General features: G+C 67.5%; 16 protein-coding genes. 14 read left to right on the top strand and 2 right to left on the bottom strand.

All coding sequences use genetic code 11. The features are described from left to right. Positions 1 to 122 precede the first annotated feature (122 nt). Positions 123 to 1,289, top strand: coding sequence for a serine/threonine-protein kinase (locus FMQ63_RS05005; protein WP_011554475.1), 1,167 nt, complete (start codon positions 123 to 125; stop codon positions 1,287 to 1,289). A 22-nt stretch (positions 1,290 to 1,311) separates the two neighbouring features. On the opposite strand, the gene FMQ63_RS05000 is transcribed toward FMQ63_RS05005, so the two are convergent. Then, positions 1,312 to 1,659, bottom strand: coding sequence for a helix-turn-helix transcriptional regulator (locus FMQ63_RS05000; protein ID WP_020479164.1), 348 nt, complete (start codon positions 1,657 to 1,659; stop codon positions 1,312 to 1,314). Positions 1,660 to 1,794: 135 nt separating this feature from the next. After that, positions 1,795 to 2,046 carry a helix-turn-helix domain-containing protein gene (locus FMQ63_RS04995; RefSeq protein WP_225909340.1) on the bottom strand — a complete coding sequence of 84 codons (252 nt, stop codon included), beginning with the start codon at positions 2,044 to 2,046 and terminating at the stop codon, positions 1,795 to 1,797. A gap of 199 nt (positions 2,047 to 2,245) precedes the next feature. Between FMQ63_RS04995 and FMQ63_RS04990 the strand changes: the two genes are divergently transcribed. From FMQ63_RS04990 to FMQ63_RS04930, 13 genes are all read left to right on the top strand, one after another. Further along, positions 2,246 to 4,198: a serine/threonine-protein kinase gene (locus FMQ63_RS04990; RefSeq protein ID WP_011554478.1), complete on the top strand. Its 1,953-nt coding sequence runs from the start codon at positions 2,246 to 2,248 to the stop codon at positions 4,196 to 4,198. A 9-nt stretch (positions 4,199 to 4,207) separates the two neighbouring features. Next, complete coding sequence (locus FMQ63_RS04985) at positions 4,208 to 5,137, top strand: DUF2381 family protein (protein ID WP_011554479.1); 930 nt, start codon at positions 4,208 to 4,210, stop codon at positions 5,135 to 5,137. An 8-nt stretch (positions 5,138 to 5,145) separates the two neighbouring features. Continuing rightward, on the top strand, positions 5,146 to 5,496 hold the full coding sequence (locus tag FMQ63_RS04980) for a DUF2019 domain-containing protein (protein ID WP_020479166.1): 351 nt from the start codon (positions 5,146 to 5,148) through the stop codon (positions 5,494 to 5,496). Positions 5,497 to 5,549: 53 nt separating this feature from the next. Next, positions 5,550 to 5,900 (top strand): DUF2019 domain-containing protein, encoded by a 351-nt coding sequence (locus FMQ63_RS04975; protein ID WP_225909981.1) that lies wholly within the window; start codon positions 5,550 to 5,552, stop codon positions 5,898 to 5,900. Positions 5,901 to 6,184: 284 nt separating this feature from the next. Further along, positions 6,185 to 6,607, top strand: a complete 423-nt coding sequence (locus FMQ63_RS04970) for a hypothetical protein (RefSeq protein WP_026113982.1) — start codon at positions 6,185 to 6,187, stop codon at positions 6,605 to 6,607. Between the two features lie 9 nt (positions 6,608 to 6,616). After that, positions 6,617 to 6,994, top strand: coding sequence for a DUSAM domain-containing protein (locus FMQ63_RS04965; protein WP_011554483.1), 378 nt, complete (start codon positions 6,617 to 6,619; stop codon positions 6,992 to 6,994). A gap of 713 nt (positions 6,995 to 7,707) precedes the next feature. After that, positions 7,708 to 12,474, top strand: a complete 4,767-nt coding sequence (locus FMQ63_RS04960; RefSeq protein ID WP_225909341.1) for a DUF4157 domain-containing protein — start codon at positions 7,708 to 7,710, stop codon at positions 12,472 to 12,474. Between the two features lie 3 nt (positions 12,475 to 12,477). Next, complete coding sequence (locus tag FMQ63_RS04955; RefSeq protein WP_020477864.1) at positions 12,478 to 13,227, top strand: hypothetical protein; 750 nt, start codon at positions 12,478 to 12,480, stop codon at positions 13,225 to 13,227. Next, a complete protein-coding gene (locus tag FMQ63_RS04950; protein ID WP_011554487.1) occupies positions 13,224 to 14,258 on the top strand; it encodes a pentapeptide repeat-containing protein in 1,035 nt (344 codons plus the stop codon). The genes FMQ63_RS04955 and FMQ63_RS04950 overlap by 4 nt, the downstream gene beginning before the upstream one ends. 151 nt (positions 14,259 to 14,409) lie before the next feature. After that, positions 14,410 to 15,003, top strand: a complete 594-nt coding sequence (locus tag FMQ63_RS04945) for a DUF4255 domain-containing protein (RefSeq protein WP_074960177.1) — start codon at positions 14,410 to 14,412, stop codon at positions 15,001 to 15,003. Beyond that, positions 15,000 to 15,731 (top strand): hypothetical protein, encoded by a 732-nt coding sequence (locus tag FMQ63_RS04940; protein WP_074960179.1) that lies wholly within the window; start codon positions 15,000 to 15,002, stop codon positions 15,729 to 15,731. The genes FMQ63_RS04945 and FMQ63_RS04940 overlap by 4 nt, the downstream gene beginning before the upstream one ends. Positions 15,732 to 15,787: 56 nt before the next feature. Beyond that, positions 15,788 to 18,160, top strand: coding sequence for a phage tail sheath subtilisin-like domain-containing protein (locus tag FMQ63_RS04935; protein ID WP_225909342.1), 2,373 nt, complete (start codon positions 15,788 to 15,790; stop codon positions 18,158 to 18,160). An 18-nt stretch (positions 18,161 to 18,178) separates the two neighbouring features. Beyond that, positions 18,179 to 18,634 carry a phage tail protein gene (locus tag FMQ63_RS04930; RefSeq protein ID WP_011554491.1) on the top strand — a complete coding sequence of 152 codons (456 nt, stop codon included), beginning with the start codon at positions 18,179 to 18,181 and terminating at the stop codon, positions 18,632 to 18,634. The last annotated feature ends 28 nt before the right edge of the window (positions 18,635 to 18,662 follow it).

Below are 18,662 nucleotides of genomic sequence, written 5' to 3'. Positions count from 1 at the left end.
AAATAGTAGACCCATGACCGCGACAGCCACCGAGCCCGACTGCCGCAGCCATGGCCAATCAGAGCGCCGGGATGCCCGTGCCAGCGCCCGCCGCGCGTCTCAACCCCACCAGGAGGCCGCCCATGACCGATGACAGCACGCCGACCCACGAAACGAAGTTCGAGGACCCGACGCCGGAGAACAGCTCCGACCTGGAGCGCGCCCGACCCGGGCTCCGGTTCACCATCGACACCACCACCTACGCGGCACTCCGCACGCTGGAGCGGCGGGGCAATGGCGAGGTGGTGCTCCTGGCCGAGCGTCACCTCCCCCATGGCCTCGCCGGGCATGTCACCATCAAACGCCTGCGCAACCCCGCATCCTTCGAGCGCTGCCAGCGGCTCATCGAGGAGGTCCAGCTCGCCTTCCGGCTCCACCACCCGGCCATCGCCCAGGTCCATCACCTGAAAATCCACGCCGACAGGCCGCACATCATCGCGGAGTACGTGGACGGCCCCACGCTGGACACCGTCATCAGCCTCGCCACCATGCGTGAGCGGCCGCTCTGCGCGCCCTTCGCCCTCTACATCGCCGCCGAGATTGCCGACGCCCTCCACCACTCGCACACGCTGAGGGATTCGGAGAACCGGCCGCTGGGCATCATCCACCGCGACGTCGCTCCTCGGAACATCCGCGTGGCCCGGAGTGGCGAGGTGAAGGTGACGGACTTCGGCGCCGCCTACTCGCTCATGGTGGGCCGGGAGGAGACCCCGGGCCTCCTGCTCAAGGGCGACGTGGCGTACGCCTCGCCCGAGTACCTGCTCCGCAAGCCCATGGATGGCCGGTCCGATATCTTCTCCCTGGGCCTCGTCCTCATGGAGATGCTGACGTGCAAGCACCTCTTCGACCTGGAGGACGCGCAGGCCCCCATCGCCGCCCTGGACGTGAAGACGGAGGAGGTGCCCTCCGTGCCCCTCACGCAGATGATCGCGCTCGTCAGCCGCTACCGCTCCGAGGACGTGGAGCACGCGATGGCGGGCCTGCCGGACGCGCTCAAGGCCATCATCCACAAGGCCCTCCAGCGCAAGCCCTCCGAGCGCTACACCTCGGCCGCCGAGCTGCGCGATGCCCTGCGGGCGGCGCTCGCGGCACAGGCCCAGCCCTTCGGACGGAAGGAGGCGGCTGAGGAGCTGGCACGGATGCTGTCGGACGCCTCCGTCCTGCGCGACCGGGTGGAGCTGGACGAAGCGGGAATCTTCCCCGAGGGACTGGACGCAGACGAAGCGACGCTCGCGCCGAACTCGAAGTGAGCACGGGCGGCCGGGCGACGCTTCAACGCAGCAGCACCTGGGCCACCTTCACGAGGGCGTCGAGTTGCTCCTCGTCCATCTTTCGCGCGAGGCCGGTGAGCTGCCGCAGCCTGGGCGCTCCGCCCGGGCCTCGCGCCCCCTTCCCCTCCTCCGCGTCCGCGAGCCCCAGCAGCTCGTCCGAGCCGATGCGCAGCACCGCGCACATCCGCAGCAGCGTCTGCACGCTGGGCAGCATCTTCCCGCGCTCCAGGCGGCTGTAGACCATGTGCGCCAGGCCCAGCTTCTCGGCCACTTCCGCCTGCGTGAGCCCGAGCTGCGTCCGGGCCTCTCGGGCGGCACTTCCAATGCGGGTCGCCAGTTCTTCGTTCATGCGTCGAGGTACCAGGAACACCGAGGACCCCGTCTGCCGCGGGCAGGAGGCTCGCGACTCGGGAACGCCCTTCCTGCCGCATCTTGGCGGCCGTGTCGATGCGCGACGAGCCCCTGTCACACAGCGCCGCCCCACCTACCGGCCGGCCCCCTCGGGCGCGGGAAACGCCAGGCCCTCGCCGCTCAGGAGGAGGTCCACGGAGACACGAAGGACGCCGCACAGGTCCACCAGCGTGGGGAGGCTGGGCAACAACCTGCCGCGCTCCAGGCGACTGAGCACCAGCGTCGGCACGTGGATAGCCTCGGCCACCTGGGCCTGCGACAGGCCCACTCGATGCCGGGCGGCGCGGACCTGGGTTCCAATCCGCTGGGAGAGCTTCGCGTACATGAAGAGACCTGGGAAAAGAGGAGAATGCCGCGGGGACGGCACTCCGAGCATATACCTCAACAGGTTCAACCATGGTATCCGTCCAAGGTCTATGCCCCTCCCGCGCTGCTTCGCGGGGGGAACCCTCACGAGTTCCATTGCCCGTTGAGCGCATGTCCAGGAACGCCGAGCCCGTACGCCCCGCCGAAGGAGAGGTCTCGTGAGCCCGCGTCTGCATCCCGTCGTGCCCCCGGGCACGGACATTGGCGGGTACCTGGTGGAGGAGCGGCTGGGGGCCGGGGGCTTCGGCGCCGTGTACCGCGCTCGGCGTGGAGAGCGGAGCTCCGCGCTCAAGCTCATCCCGCTCTGGGGGCTGGCCGAGTGGGCGGAGCGCGAGGTGGCCATCCTCCTGCGGCTCAAGCACGCCAACCTGGTGCGCATCCGTGGACACGGCCAGTGGCCGGACGAGGCGCCCCAGTCCTTCTTCATCGTCATGGACTACGTGGAGGGGCGCCGCCTGGACGTGTGGGCCACGGAGGAGAACCCCTCGGCCCGTGAGGTGGTGCGCAAGGTGCTCGGTGTGGCGCGCGGGCTGGGCGCCGCGCACCGGGCGAAGGTGGTGCACCGGGACTTGAAGGAGAGCAACGTCGTCGTGCGCGACTCGGACGGCGAGGCGGTGGTGGTGGACTTCGGCGCGGGCGGGTACGAGAGCGCCCCCAGCATCACCGGCGGCGTGCTCCCGCCGGGCACCCTGGAGTACCGCGCGCCCGAGGCCTGGCGCTTCCAGCAGGAGCACGGCGACGAGCGTGGCCGCTCCTACCAGCCCGGCCCCTCGGATGACCTGTACGCGCTGGGCGTCGTGCTCTATTGGCTCCTGACGGGCAGGCAGCCCTTCCTGCCGGACGAGGCCGAGGGCGTGGAGGCCGTGCTCAACCGCGCCCCCAGACCGCCCCAGGCGCTCAACCCGCGCGTCCCCGGGGCCCTCGGCGACGTGTGCATGCGCCTGCTGGCCAAGACGCCCGAGGAGCGACACCCCGACGCCGACACGCTGTGCGCGGAGCTGGAGTCCCTGCTCGCCCAGGCGGACGAAGCCTGGGACGTGAAGCTCTGTGACACCCATGGCGCGGACACCGCCACCACGCTCGCGGAGGCGCCGCAAGCGGTCGAAGACGAGCTGGCGCAGTGGCTGAAGCGGCGCAAGGCCCGGCCTCGTCGCGGGCCTCGTCCGCCACGAGGTGGGGACGCGTACGAATCCGATGCAAACGCGGTGGCCATCCCGTTCGAGCCGCCGCCCGCGGCACGCGCCGGTCATTCCAAGGCCCTGCGCGTGGCGGCCTGGATGGCGCTCCTGGTGGTCTTGATTGTGGGCGGACTGGTGCTCGCGCGCGGACTGATGCCCTCCTCCCCTCCTGCCGCACGTCACGGGATGGCGCCCCATTCCCATGTCACCGTGGGCTCGCCCCCCGGCGGTTCCGCGTTCGTTCCCACGTCCTGGAGTCCCGGTCAGGAAGTGGCGGCACCCTGGAGGCCACTGGAAGCTGACGAGGCCGCAGGCTCGCTCGATGGAGCATCCACCCTTGCGGCCGTCGCCGTTCCCGCGACGTATTCCAAGGAGAAGGCCTCCGTGAAGATGAAGAAGGACACCGGCATGCTCCCCGAGCCCGAGCCGCAGCGCCTCCAGGGCACAGCCGCTGGCAAGGCGATTGGCCTGGGTGTCGCGGCCTGCCTTTCGATGGCGTGCCCTGGTTCCCAGGTGCGCCCGACGCCGCCTCCCGAGGACTGTCCTCCAGGGGCCATTGAGGCCATGGAACAGCTCGGCCTCTTCGCCCCCGGACTCGAGCGGCCTTCAACCACGTTCGACCTGAGCCCCGGCAATGGTGGCAGAAACATCAAGGTCCGTGAGGGCACGACGACGGTTCGCATGGGGGTCCATTGGGGACGCATGCCGCCGGGAACCCTGTTCTCCGGGCAGCTCCTCGTCGGTCCAGAGCGGGTCTACGGACGACTCACCGAGGCGCGTACTCCCAAGAATGAGCGCATCCCCGTCTGCGTGCAGTTCGTTGAACCGGAGGACGGCCGCATCGGACTCCTGAAGATGGAGCCAACCCGAGCCCCCGGCACGGCCACCGTCTACTCCGCGCTGGATTTGAAGGCCGTGCGCCGCTTCGAGTGAGGACCGACCGTGCCCGCGTCACCCATCGCCTTTTTCGTGGTGCTCGTGCTCGCGTCAGGCGCCGCGACCGCCCAACCGTCTCCCACGGTCTCGGGCCTTGGGGTGCGCCGCGTCGAAATCTCGGCGGAGCCATCCTCGGCGGTGCCGCCTCCAGAGGTTCAGATAAGCCCACGCATGTCCACGTCCTTCGAGTTCGACTCCGCCCTGGATCCGGCGAAGGTCGTGCTCGAAGGCGAAGAACGCTTTTCACTCGTGGACCTCGGGCGAAGCACGCTCCGGCTGGTGCCCTCGGAGCAGCTCCTACCCGGCGAACGCCTACTGCTGACGGTGCGCTTCCAGGATGGCTCGGTCCCCCTTGATGCGGCCTTCGTCCTCGTCGCCCACCCCGCGCGCGGCGAGCGCATCGTCGAGGTGTGGAGACAGGCGCGCACGGCGGAGTCCTACCAGCAGGAGGCGAAGGAGGCCCGAGCGGAAACCCAGCAGTGCCACGAGGAGAACGCGCGGATGAGGGCGGAACAGCGGGAACCGAGCGGCATCGCGGGCCTCCTGGCCAACGGTGTCATCCAAAAGGAGGAGGGCGTCGCCGCGAAACTCCTCCGCGTCAACGAAGAGGTTCGTCAGCATCCAGGCAACGCACTCTGGGCACACCGGGCTTGGAGCTATCGCGCCCCTGTTCGCGTAGCCGTAGCGGTGGAGTTCGAGAACCCGGACGCCGCGAACCCCTGGACCGCGGAAGGGGCATCGCTGGTGAGCAAGCCGGGCACGTCCCTGAAGATCCTGACCGTCTGGCAAAAGGCCCCCATCTCTCGCTATCCGTTCGGCCGCGTCGTGGTGGAAGCAGAAGCGACGCCGGATGCGGCGCAGGGGCCGTTCACCCTGAAGCTGTGGGGACCGGGCGGGCTGCGCGCCATCACCCTCTCCGGCGTGACGTTCCCGTAGGTCTGGTGATGAAGTTGGAAGAACTGGTCGAGCAGTTCGCTCGGAATGTCGCGGCCCAGACTGATGCCATTCATCGAGGAGATTCCAGGGCGGGGAACAAGCACGCCAAGCAGTACACCGCCGCGCTTCAGGCGCTACGCGCGCAGGGGGATACTGGGCGAGAGGCCCTCGCCGTGCTGCTGAAGCATCCTCGTACGGATGTTCGAGCCATGGCGGCTGGGTTCCTGCTCCGCTACCGGACGGCGGAAGCCAAGGCGGTACTGGAAGCGGCAGCGAACGAGGGAGGGGTGGCCGCCATCAGAGCGATCATGACACTACGACGTTGGAAGGACGGCACCTGGGCGCTCGATCCGGAGTAGGCCAGCGAGTTCGGGTTATTGGCCCTCAAGAACATCGAGAAGGGGCTCTGGTGATGAAGTTGGAGGATCTTGTCGAGCAGTTCGCCCAGAACGTGGCCGGACAGAACGAGGCCATCCTCCGGGGAGACGCCAAGATCGGGAACAAGCACGCCAGGAAGTACGGTGCCGCCGTCGATAAGCTCCTGGCCAACGGCAATGCCGGACGTGACGCTCTCGCCGTGCTGCTCAAGCATGAGCGACTGGACGTGCGCGTGATGGCCGCCGCGCATCTGCTTCGCTATCGGACGGACGGAGCCAAAGCGGTCCTTGAGGAAGCTGCCAAGGGGCAAGGGCTGGCCCCATTCGGAGCGCAGCAGGCATTGAAACGCTGGGAAGAAGGAACCTGGGCGCTCGATCCAGAGTAGCCCGCATCGGAGGCCCCCTCGGCGCTGTCCAGGCGAGCCAGGTATACGTAGTCGCGCTTGAGGTCACCGGCGTCTGGGATGACCGCCGCTACCTCGACATGTTCCTGCTGAAATCCCCCCTGCCCCGCCGCTGATTGATGCCTCCGAGGCGCATTCCTCCCCCGAACCCCCTCCGAAACAACTACACACGATTCCGGACTTGACCTCGCTCGCGCAGTTCAACTAGGCGCCCCCCACTCAGGGTGATAGACGCACGATATCTGGACGTGACTCGTCCGCGCATCATGCCAAAGTTGAACATCGCCATTAGCCTGTTGTGCCTCTTAGCCGCCGTGTCGCTGGGTTGCTCCAGTAGCGCCACCGGCACGGCCAGCCGCCGCGACGCCTACGCACTGGCGTCCTGCACTGACACCGTGTCGTGCTGCGTACAGCGCAACCCAGCAGTGCCCGAAGCGTGCGGCCTCACGGCGAGCGAAGCCGCCGCGTACACCGCGACCATGGATGCCGCCATGCAGCACGCACAAGACAAGGCGAAAGAAGAGGAGGACGACGCCGAAGACGGATGGAGGGAGCACTGCACCAACACCTACGTCGCCTGCCGAGACCAGAAGAAGCCGCGTTGGGATGGCGACTGCTATGCGTGCTTTCGGTACTGCGAGGGGCAAAGGCAGTGGCCCTTCGAACTTTGCAGCCGTAGAAGTCGATAGGGGCTTTCGATGCCGGAACACCGCACTTGGCACGAAATCAGGGAGTTGAACCGCCGCGTTACCGACCTTGGAGAACCGCTCGTTCTCACGGATGAAAACCGCGCGCTCCTGACCAATACCGCTTCCGAAGTAGCCATAACGCCACGGGAAGTCACCCAGGCACTCCAGGACGATGTGAGCGCCGCCGCGCTGCTCAAAGAGATTGCGAAGCGTATCCGGGTGGGCTCGCGGCGCCTGTCGCGTGCCATCACCGAAGCAATCAAGCACCAGGAGGCAGGCGACCTTGACGCCGCACGCGCGCCATTCCTGGAACTGCTCAATGTTGAAGTCGTCCCGTTCTACCGTGAGCTTGCCCAGGTTCAGCTAGACGCGCTCGACGAGCCGTAACGACAACGGGGGCGCGACTGACGCCGCGCCCCCGCCATACTCAGGGGGGAACTACCGGGCCTGGAACGACTGAGCTGACATGACGGCGGCCCGCCGCTGGAGCCCCAGGGAGGGCCGTCGTGTGCCTCAATGCGCGTCCACGACCGCCGGCTCGGCCTTCCGGAGACATGCTCCAAACCGCGTCTGCTTGAACACGTCCCACCCGCGCCCCAGCTTGCTCCGGCTGCGTCAATTCCAAACCTCTCAGGTCGGATTGGGATTCGCGCTGGCAAAATCTCCTGCCTCACCGGGCTCTCACAGTCGGCTCCAGTTCACCACAGTGCCGCCCATTGACACTGGCAGTGAACACATGAACTCCTCCGGTATGAATCACCAGGGGGCGAGCATCCGTGAGCCGAGCGACGTCAAAGTCGGTACGCCGGAGTGAGTCGACCCGGCCTTCGGATTCATCCAGACGTCCTGAGAGCGCGCCGTCGGAGCGATCTGCTCCTGGCGTTCCCGCCTTCCTGCGCGGGCGGTCCGGCGAGAGCGGCCCTGGCGCACGCGCCCGCCCCAACTCCGCATCGGGTGTCCCGCGTTACATGCGAGGTGGATTGGCGTCCCCCCTCAGGACTCCGGTCCAGACGAAGTGCGCGGCATGTGAATCCGGAGGCGGCCCGTGCGCGGCGTGCGGGGAGAAGGACGCGGTGCAGCCTCAGGCAGCCGGAGGCACCGTGGAGTCACGGCCCGCGGCCATCCGGCGCGAGGCCCATGCAGGTGTGAAGGATGCCAGCGCTCCCCTTCCCCACTTCGCACAGCTTCAGCAGGCGTTCGGCCGCCATGACCTGTCGAACGTCACAGCCCGTGTGGGCGGTGAGGCCGCGCTCGCGAGCGACCGGATGGGGGCCCATGCATTCACAATGGGCAATCGCATCGCCTTTCGTGGCCCACCTGACCTGAGCCTGGCAGCACACGAAGCGGCGCATGCTGTTCAGCAGCGCTCCGGCGTACAACTCCATGACGGCGTCGGCCACCCAGGAGACCCCTACGAGCGCCAGGCGGATGAGGCCGCTGACGCCGTGGTCCGAGGCGAAACCGCCGAGCCCATCCTCGACCGCGCGGTGGGCCCCTCCGGTCCTCCGGTGACGGAAACGTCTTCGAGCGCAGCGCCCGTCCAGCCCTTTCTCGCAGCCAACGTCCACCGCCTCTTCGAACCGCCTGCGGCACCCTCCCGAATGCCCAGGCCGCAAGGTGGCGGTGGCACCTCCAACGGCGGTTCGCTCGAATCGACCGAAGGCCGCTCGGCCCAGGATGGACAGTCCACTGACAGCGGCTCGGGGGCCGCGGGAAGCGCGCTTGGCGCCGCGGCGGGCCCCGCGACGGATGCACTGACTTCCGGTCCAACTGAACCCACGAGCGACACGGCCGCCCCTCCCGGCGGCACCGAGGGCGCACAGACCTGCGCGGGCGGCGGCCCCCAGAACGCAACCTGCTACACGGAGGCCATTGAAGAACCCGAGGGCGAGCCCGAACAAGAGCCTCCCGAGCCAGCGCCCACGGAGTCACAGGAAGCCGCATCCAGCGTCAGTCCCGATGCCGAGGAGCGAGACAACTGCCCCATTGAGGAAGCCATCTCCGAGCAGGCGCCCTCCTCCACGGAAGCCGCGGCGCCCGCGCAGTCCACGCTGGACAGCAACGCTTCCACCCCTGAATCCGCTGGAGCTTCCGCGGAAGGGGCCCCCACGGGTGACGCCACGGCCGCACCGTCCTCGGAGGCATCTGGGGGCAACGGCGGGGCAACGGCGGAAGACGCCGCGAATGAGGCCGCTCGTACGCCGCTGGACGAAGCCATCGACACAACCGAAGTCCAGCGGTGGGATGCCGTGGCAGCACATGGCAGTGCGTCCGCCTCGCTCGCCAATGCCGGAGCCGGTGCCATTTCGCTCCGGGGCGGCGTGCAGTTCGTCCCGGCGCCAGGTGCGACGTCGGCGGACGACGCGCGACGTGTTGACGCGAACTCACGCGCGGACGCGTTCTTCCTTCAGGCGGCCAATCGAATCGAGGACGCGGTTCTCCTGACGCGGGATGATGTTCCAGCCCGCATCGGCGCGCTCGCCGAGACGTACAAGAGCGCGATCTCCGCCTCCATGGAGGAACAGAAGGCGGCCATCAGCGCCAGCGTGGAGCAGGCGCGCGTCGCCGCCACCGCCCAGGCCGAGGGAGCCCGCCAGCAAGTCCTGTCCGAGCATTCCACCACCGTCTCCACCATCCACTCGGAGACCGACAGTGCGATCGAGTCGCTCCGGGCCGCCTACGACTCCGGCCTGATGCTCGTTGACGAGCAGGAGTCCACCACGCTGGACAGCGTCAACTCCCTCTACGCCCAGGCCCGCATTGCCCACGAAGCACTCGGCCCGACAGTGGGCGATGAGTGCGTCCAACTCGGCGAGGAGTACGCGGAGGAATACGAAGACTGCAAGATCAACAAGAAGGACAGCTTCTTCGCGGGCTACCTGACCGACCGCCGCGCCGAGGCCCAGATGAAGGCCGCGCGCGAGACGGCCAAGGGCTATCGCAAGAGCCTGGTGGACACGGCCACGAAGCAGGCCGGCGAGGCGATGAAGGGGCGCCAGTTGGACCGCTGCGGCGTCATCGCCGCGGCCCGCCGTGCCCGCGAGACGCTCGACACGCAGTACGAGCAACTCGTCGCCGCGCTCGAAAGCAGCCGGACACAAGCCCTGACGCAGGCGGAGACCACGCGCGACTCGATGATGGCCTCCGTCGACTCGGCCTTCATCGCCGAGTTGGCCCGGCTGGACCGCCACGAACACGACCAGCGTCAGTCCGTGAATGACACGGGCTACCTGCAACAGGTCCTCATCGAGCTGGCGGCCTTCGCCTCGGCGACGTCCATCCAGAGCGCCGTGACGGGCGCCATCGACACCCTGGTGCAGGCGCTCACGGGCGTGCGCGACCTGTTCTCCACGCAGTCCGCTCCAGAGGGCGAACAACTGGAGCGCATCCTCGGGCAAGCCATGGGCGGGCTCGAAGGCGGGCTGGATGGCCTCGTCTCCCAGGTGGAGCATGGAGCCGCCGGCGCCCTGGAGCGCGTGGACGGCGTGGGGAACCAAGGGCTGGAGGCCATGCTGCGGCTGGGCCAGTCCTCCGAGGAAGCGACAGCGGCCCTGGTTGATTCCTTCACGGCATCCATGGGCGCATTGGCGGCAGGAGCGACCACAAGCTTCGGCCAGCAGCGCGACGCGTTCACCACGCAAGCACAACAGGTGGCTTCGGACGGAGCCACCGGCCTGGAGACCGTGGCCACCGGCTTCCAGACGACCTGCACGACGATTCTCACCCATGTCGAGAGCGCACTGGTGGACTCCGCGGATGCGCTGGAACAGAGCCTCCGCGACTCCAAGGCGCAGCTCGACTGCGACATTCCCGTCCAGGCCCAAGAGGCGGCGTCGAAGGAACAGCCCGCCTGGAAGGGCGTGCTGGCGGTGGTGCTCATCATCGCCATCGTCATCGTGGTGGCGCTGGTCGTCGGCCCGGCGGTCATTGGCGCGGTGGGTGCGGCGGCGAGCGCGCTGGGCGCCACCGCGGCAGCCGCGACCATTGGAACCATCGTGGGTGGTGCCATTGTCGGCGCGGCGACGTCGGCCGCCATCCAGGTCCTCAACAACTGGGCGTCGGGCGAGCGCCTCATGGCGGGCGTGGGCAAGGCCGCGCTCCTGGGTGCGATTGGCGGCGTGTTCGGCGCGGGCGCGGGCGCCCTCATCCAGAACGCCGTCAAGAGCGTGGCCCTTCAGTTCGTGGCCAACATCGCCGCCGATGCGGTGCTGGAAGTCGCCACCCAGCTCATCACGGGTGAGTTCTCCTGGCATGCGCTGGGCATGTCGGTGCTCATGTCCGTCGTCACCGGCGGCTTCGGCGAAGTCCCTCGCATCAAGCGCGTCCAGCAACGGTGGATGGCTCGCGGCGCGGGCGTCGTGCCTGGCTCACGGGCTCGCGCTTTCCGCGAGTCCATCGCTCCCCGGCCCACAGCGGAGAGCGATGCCGCAACCACGGCAAGCCCCCGCCCCGAGGCAGAGACTGACGCCCCCGACAGGCTGAGTCCCGAAGCCGAGGCTGACGTCTCCAGGACACCACGGCCCGAGTCGGAGACCGACGGACCCAGCACGCCACGTTCCGAGGAAGAAACCGACGTCTCCACGACGCCACGACCCGAGGAAGAGTCAGCGTCCCCCTTGAGGACCGAAACAGAGCCCGTCCCCCATCCAGAATCCCTTGCCGGGTCGACCTCGCGTGCCACAGTAGCGGTAAACTCTGAAGGCGATGCGGCCGCGTCAAGCGCCACCAGTACGAGTCCCTCGAATAATCGTGACAACTTTGACGACATTGAATTCAACCCAAACGATCGAGCGCGTCAGACAGTAGGCTGGTCTGACATCCCCGGCACCCCGGCCGCGAGCGCGACACATCTTGAGTTCATCAAAAATGGCATCGACTTCATGGAGGGTATCTCCAAGGGGATGCGTAGCCGCCTGGATGACCTCGTCCACAAGATTCTCCCGAACGAAGCTGCTGCACTTGCCGATATTGACGCCCGTATTACGGCCAATTCCGAAGACCCGCTTAATACGAAGAACGCCTGGGTCGGCGAGAACGGCCGCAAGCCATCCCCGGAGGACATCGAGCGAACCCTCGCACTACAAGAGGACCTCCGACATGAGTACGCCCGCCTCAAGAACGACCGTAACCAACTCCTCAAAGAGATCGAGCAGCGGTCCAGCGACAATCAGGAAAAGGCCACGAGGGTGATGGTTGAATTGCGCAATGCGCTTCTGGGGACTCCGACTCCACAGGCAACGGCGATCGCTGCCGGAGTGACCATCACACCGGCGGGCCAGAATGCCATCAATGCCTCTAAACGCACCGAGGCAGATGTTCGCACCGATATCGAAAGACACTATCGAATGACGGGCAACGATCTCCCCCAAGGCTTCATCCTGACCAAGGGGAGCCAACCTCGCGACGTGCGTGCGCATTACGATCATGACGCGAACTCCATCAATCTGGGCAAAAACCCCAAGCCGGAGACCATGCACCACGAACTCGCTCACCGCATCGAGCACGTCGATCCCGATGTCTCCACGGCCTCCAAATCCTTCGTCAAAGCCCGCGCCCAACGTCTTGTTTCATCAGGGGAACCGGTTGCGCGGTCGATGAATGATCTCACGAACACCAAGGACTTCGACTCCAAAGAGATGGGCTTTGAGGGCGGCTTCATCAGAAAATACACCGGGAAAGACTATGGCGACGGCGACCCGGCAACGGAGGTCGTCACGACGGGTATTGAGCACTTCCTTACCCCCTACGAAATGATGAAACTCTATCGTCAGGACCCGGAGCACTTCTTCTACGTCTTGGGTGTCATTCAGAGGACGAGGGCGCGCGCCGGACTCCCCATGCCCACTACTGGCACCTCAAGGAAGTGAGTGATGATCCGCTACAGGTTGATGCCCCCTTCCACGTCATCGTTCGCACGCATCAAGAATGAACTCTTCGTCTGGCTCGATGCCGACTACCAGGACCAACTGGGCCGCCTGCAGTTCGAAGGTCCCGCTCCGATTGTGGCGGAAGTACGACGGGCACTTTCGAATGCGCCAGGGTACCGAGAAAGCAAGATGAACGTCGATGGCATGGTCATGCCACTCGACTTGCGGACAGCGATGGGCAGCAACGTCATGCGGCCGTTCCAACCGGAGCTGGTCGAGGGTGCGAACGTACTCACAAGCCCGAGTCCTCCGACTCTGACGACGGAGGAACTCACGGTCGAATTCGCGAGCCGATTCGCGACCTGGGTCGTCACGAACCTACCAGGCCCTGTCAAAGTCCAGAGCTATGCGTGGGAGCACCTCGTCCGAGGACTCCAGGGAACACTGTTCGAGTGGTCCTTCTGGCGCCCCAAGTACCCGTCCGAGGAAATGGCCGCCAGCGCCCTTGCGGTCCCCCTCCGCGAGGCGCTGGCCCATGAGACGGCGCGTCTCAAGAACGTGTACGAGAGGCGCCCTATCGACCAGCGCCTCGTTCCCCCCTCGCTGACGCCCGAAGAAGCGCAGCAAGTAGCGAACGTCTTCGTCGAAGCGCTCGACACCGCGGCACCTGGTGATGATGGCGCCGCGACGCTCATCGTTCGGCTCCACGAGCAGCTCCTCGCGCTCGGACTCATGAGCCGGAGAGAGACATGACCGCCAGCGCGCGAGACATCCTCCAGGCCCTCCTCCAGAAAAAGGCTCGCGCGCGGGACCTTCAGCTTCACGGTGCGGACCTCACTGGCGCCCCACTCGACGGACTGCGTGGAGACGGCTTGGACCTGGGCACTGCCAGCCTGCGTGGCGCCAGCTTGCGCGGTTCGCGGTTCTCCGCATGCTCGTTCGAGCGCGCGGTTCTCGAGGAAGCCGTGCTGGAAAGTGCGACGCTCCGGCAGTGCCGGCTCGACGGCGCCGACCTGCGACGGGCGCGACTCTCCGAGGCCCGCATCGAGGACAGCTCCGCGCGCGGCACAGACCTATCCCAAGCCGACCTGCGCAAGACCCGGCTCTCGGAGACATCGTTCTCACGGGCCATCCTCCGCGAAGCCGTGCTCGACGGCGCGGAAGGCGTCGGCGTGGAGCTACGAGGCGCGGACCTCACGGGCGCGTCACTCGTGGACGTGCGGCTGGACGAGGCGGACTTTCGCGGCGCCGACCTGACGGGTGCCAACGTGTCAGGCGGGAGCTTCCGCCACGCGGACTTCCGAGGCGCCATCGTGGACGGCGTGCAGTGGACCGGGTGCGACCGCACCGGCGCCCGCTTCGATGCGGAGGACGCCACCCTGCCGCGCTCCCAGCCCAGCGATACGGGCATCCCGCCCAGCGCTCCCGAGAACTTCGATGCCCCAGCGATGGCCACCTGGCTCGGAAACCTGATGGAGCACGCGCTGCGCTCCGCGCCAGGCAGCGTGCACGGCGCAGCCACACGAGGCCCGGAGACACCCGCCGAATTGTTACAGCTCCTCGGCTCGCTGCAGCAGGACCTCGGCGCCCGTGGCGTTGAACTCCCGGACCTGACCGCTCGCGTCCAACCGCTGCTCTCCGCCCTGGAACAGCGTGGCGATGAACCGCCCGAGGAATGGAAGGCCTTGCTCGAAGCGCTCACCCCCACGGGAACCGAGGGGCGTGACGCGAGCGCCGAAGACATCGTCCGCGCGCTGCTCGCCAGGCTTCAGCCACCTCGATAGCCATCTCCCACCGTCGCAACAGGTCTCAAGCTTTTCACCCACCGCGCGAGGTGACTTGACTCAAGGTGGATGTTTCGACACCATACCCATACTCAAAGGCGATTCTCATTCACCTTTAGAACATACACGCGGTGCACTTGGGGGGACCAACGTGGCCGGCTTTTCCGCCATCTATTCGGTAGGCGATTCGCTGGTCTCATATCTGAGACACGCCTACGAGTTGTCTCACGAGCCCGAAGGCCTGCCCACGTGCCGTTTCGAGCTCGTCCCAAGCGGCAAGATGGCTGGAAGCGAGACAAACACCCCTCCGGTCGAAGTCCCAGGCGTCACCCTCTTTCTCTACCGCGTCGCCGTCAACGAACACCTCCGCAATGAGCCACGCGCGGAAGCGCCTCCGCCGCTCGCGCTGGACCTGCATTACCTGCTCACGGTCTGGGCTGAAAACGTCGACGACGAGCACCGCATCATGGCCTGGGTCATGTTGCAGCTTCACACGCACAACGCGTTGAGCGCCTCTGACCTGTCCCCCGTGGGCGTCTGGCGGCCGGACGAGCTGGTGCAAATCGTCCCGGCGGAAATTCCTCAGGAAGACATCTTGCGGATGTGGGACGCCTTGCGACGCCCTTATCGCCCTTCCGTCACGTACGTCGCCCGCGTCGTCTGCATCGACGTGCAGGGCAAACCCGCTGGACGGCCCGTCGTCGCGCGGCGCTTCGACTTCACGGACGAGGTGCCCAGGCGATGATTCTCGAGCGCACCGAGAGCCGCGCCCTGGCCGCCATCCGCTTCCTCGACGCGGAGACGCAACGCCCCCTCACGGAGCCCATCACCGTCGCGGGGCATGGCCTCCGCTTCACTCGCAACGTCCGCGGGCTGCACGTGGTGACGGACGCGCCGGGCTTCTCCGACTACGCGGCGAGCTTCGATTTGCCGAACCCGCTTCCCGCCGCAGCCGCCTTCACCCTGGTGGCGAGCGACCCCACACGCCACTATCTTGCCCGGAGCTTCACGCTCGAATTGCCACGAGACGCGACGGCTCCGCCCACGGGCCAGCCGCTCCCGCCAGATTCCGTCTTCCGCCCAGTCGACGTCACGCTCTACCCGTCGCCGCTGATGCGCCCGTCCGCACGCAGTGCCGTGGTGCGGCTCCGTGTCGTGGACGCCCACGACACGCCCCTGCCCGGCGCGCTGGTGTCGCTCGCGCTGGCCGACCCGGAAATCACGCGCTGGGGCCAGTCGAACGAGCGGGGTGACGCGCTCATCCTCGTGCCCGGCATTCCCATCGCGGACTGGGGCAATCCCGAAGCCCCCGTCCACTTCACCTTCAGCCTGGCCGCTGCCTGGGCGGCATTGCCGCAGCCTCCGGACCCCGACGCACTCTCCCAGGACTTCCACCCCTTGAGCAGCACCCTCGACGTCGCCGCCGGCGAAGAGGTCACCACCACCATCAAGCTCGATTGGGTCGAGCTCTGAACGCAGACCAATGACGGCGCGACCGCGCGCCACGTAACGAGAAAGTGGGGGCTCGCGTGCCTGAATATCTCGCACCCGGTGTCTACGTCGAAGAGACGAGTTTCCGAGCCAGGTCCATCGAGGGCGTCAGCACCAGCACCAGCGGCTTCGCGGGTCCGGCACGCAAGGGCCCTGTTTCCGGCCCCCCGTCGCTGGTGACGAGCTTCCCCGAATTCGTCCGGCTCTTTGGCGGCCTCGCGGACCTGGACCTCACCGGCACCCAGGAGACGACCAACTACCTGGCGCACTCGGTCCGCGCCTACTTCAACGAGGGCGGCTCCCGCCTCTACGTGGCTCGCGCCTTCTCGGGGACGCCGGCCAATGCCACCGCTGGCGCGGACGTCATCCCCAACGCGGACGCGAACCTGCGCGCACGCTTCACCGCGAGGTTCCCCGGCCGTGCGGGCAACGGGAGCATCAGCGTCCGGGAAGTGCTCGCGCCCGCCACGGTCGGCGCCATGCGGCGCGCGCCCACGGGCAGCCTGGTCCGGCTGAATCAGACCGCCGCCTCGGCCGCGCGCATCGTGGGCACCCTGCCCCCGCCCTTCAATGTCCCCGATGGCACCACGCTCACGCTGACGTTCGACGGGAACACCGACGTCACCCTCACCTTCTCCGGGCGAAATGCCGAAGCCGCGGCGGCGGCGGAGCTCGACCCTTCGACGACATTCCTCGAAGCCAACCAGACGCTCACCGTCACCCTGGGCGGACAGGCGCAGACCCTCACCCTGCCCACCGATACGCCGTTGACGCCCGCGGAGGTCGTGGACACTCTCAACCGGCAGCTTCGGGGTGGTTACGCCCGGCTCAGCGGCGCCGATGACGCCGCGCCCGTCGGCCGTCTCCTCCTGGGCACCGATGCCCGCGGTACCGGGGCCATCATCCAGGTCTCGGCCAACCCGCAGCTCAAGCTCGCTGCACAGACGGTCGACAACGCGGCGGACCCGCAGAGCAACGTGAGCGACCTGGGCGCGGTGTCCCTCGCGGACATCCAGGTACTCCTGGGTGCCAACGCCACGGCGTCCGTCGATGACAACAAGCTCGTCATCAGCCACCCGCTCCCCGGTGCCAGCCATTCGTTGGAGGTGGCCTCGGTGAGCTCCAGCGCGCTGGGCCTGGACGCGGCCACCTCGGAGCCCGGGACGGACGGCACGGCGGGGGTGACCTGGTGGTTGAAGCAGGCGAACGGCACCTGGTCCAACGGCAGTGACACGTTGCCGCTGCCGAACGACACCGCGTCGCAGTTCCAGCAACTGCCCGGGAACAGCCAGTTCGTCACGCTCACCGTCACCACGCAGGACGGTGACGGGCAGGAGCGGCTGTATGAAGGGCTGGGCGTGGACCGCGCCCATCCCCGTTACCCGGGCCACGTGCTCACCCCTTCGCCCGCCACGCTCTCCGAGCAGATGGAGCGGATGTACGCGTTCGAGGCGGGCAACGGCGTTTCCGCGTTCGCCCTGCGCACGGCGCTGGCCGCGGGCCCCTTCACGCTCACCGGTGGTTCCGACGGGAGCGAGCCAAGCGCGGCCTCGTACGAAGACGCGTTCGAGCGGCTGGGCGGCGTGGAGGACATCTCCATCATCGCCGCGCCGGGCTCCTCGGCGTATGCGTCGGCGCAGGCCGTAAGGCTCGGGCTCATCAGCGCCGCGGAGCGACGCCGTGCCTATCGCATCGCGGTGCTGGACACGCCGCGCGGATACGGGCCGCAGGACGCGCTGGCACTTCGCGCGCAGGTGGACTCGACCAAGGCCGCGCTCTACTACCCCTGGGTCGTCGTCGCCAACCCGCTGGCCGGGTCCGAGGCGGCCGATGTCCCTCGTGAAATCGCGCTGCCGCCGTCCGCCTTCCTGTGCGGCATCTACGCCCGCAGCGACATCGAACGCGGCGTGTTCAAGGCGCCCGCGAATGAAGTGGTCCGTGGCGCGCTGCGCTTCGAGCAGGACATCCACTTCGCGCAGCAGGAGACGCTCAACCCACAGGGCATCAATTGCCTGCGCTTCTTCCCGGGACGCGGCTACCGCGTGTGGGGCGCGCGCACCGTCAGCTCCGACCCGGAATGGAAGTACGTGAACGTGCGGCGCTACTTCAACTTCCTGGAGCGCTCCGTGGACGAGGGCACGCAGTGGGCCGTGTTCGAGCCCAATGGCGAGCGCCTGTGGGCCAACATCCGCGAGACGATTGGCAGCTTCCTGGAGAACCAGTGGCGCACGGGCGCGTTGCTGGGCGCCGACCCGAAGCAGGCGTTCTTCGTCCGGTGTGACCGCACCACCATGGACCAGAACGACCTCGATAACGGCCGGCTCGTCTGCCTCATCGGCGTGGCGGTGGTGAAGCCCGCTGAGTTCGTCATCTTCCGCATCGGCCAGAAGACGGCGGATGCCCGGACCTAACGCAAAGGACTCGCCGCCATGCCTACCCGCCCCACGCCCTACGGCGCCTTCAATTTCGAAATCAGCTTCGACGGCACGTCCTTCGGTGGGTTCTCCGACGTGTCCGGACTCAGCACCGAAGTCACCCTCTCCGAGTACCGCGAGGGCAGCGACCCGGAGAACCACGTGCGCAAGGTGCCCGGCGCCTTCAAGACGGGCGACGTCACCCTCAAGCGTGGCGTCGTCGACTCTCGGGCCATCTGGACGTGGGTGGAGGACGTCCGCCGCAACGGGCCGCTGGGCCGCAAGGCCGCCGTCACCATCCGCTTGCTCGACGAGGCGCGCAACCCCGTGCAGTCCTGGAAGCTGGTGAACGTCACGCCCATGAAGTTCACCGGCCCCACGCTGGCCGCCAAGGGTGGCGGAGACGTGGCCATGGAAGAGCTCGTCCTCGCCGCTGAAACGGTGCGGATGGGCTTCCCGGACGTGGACTGAGCGGAGCATCAGGGGGAGCTCCCGGGCC

The sequence above is a fragment of the Myxococcus sp. CA005 genome (assembly GCF_006518205.1).
In the GTDB taxonomy this organism is placed as follows: Bacteria; Myxococcota; Myxococcia; order Myxococcales; family Myxococcaceae; genus Myxococcus; species Myxococcus xanthus.
This window is presented reverse-complemented; position numbering and strand designations above follow the sequence as displayed.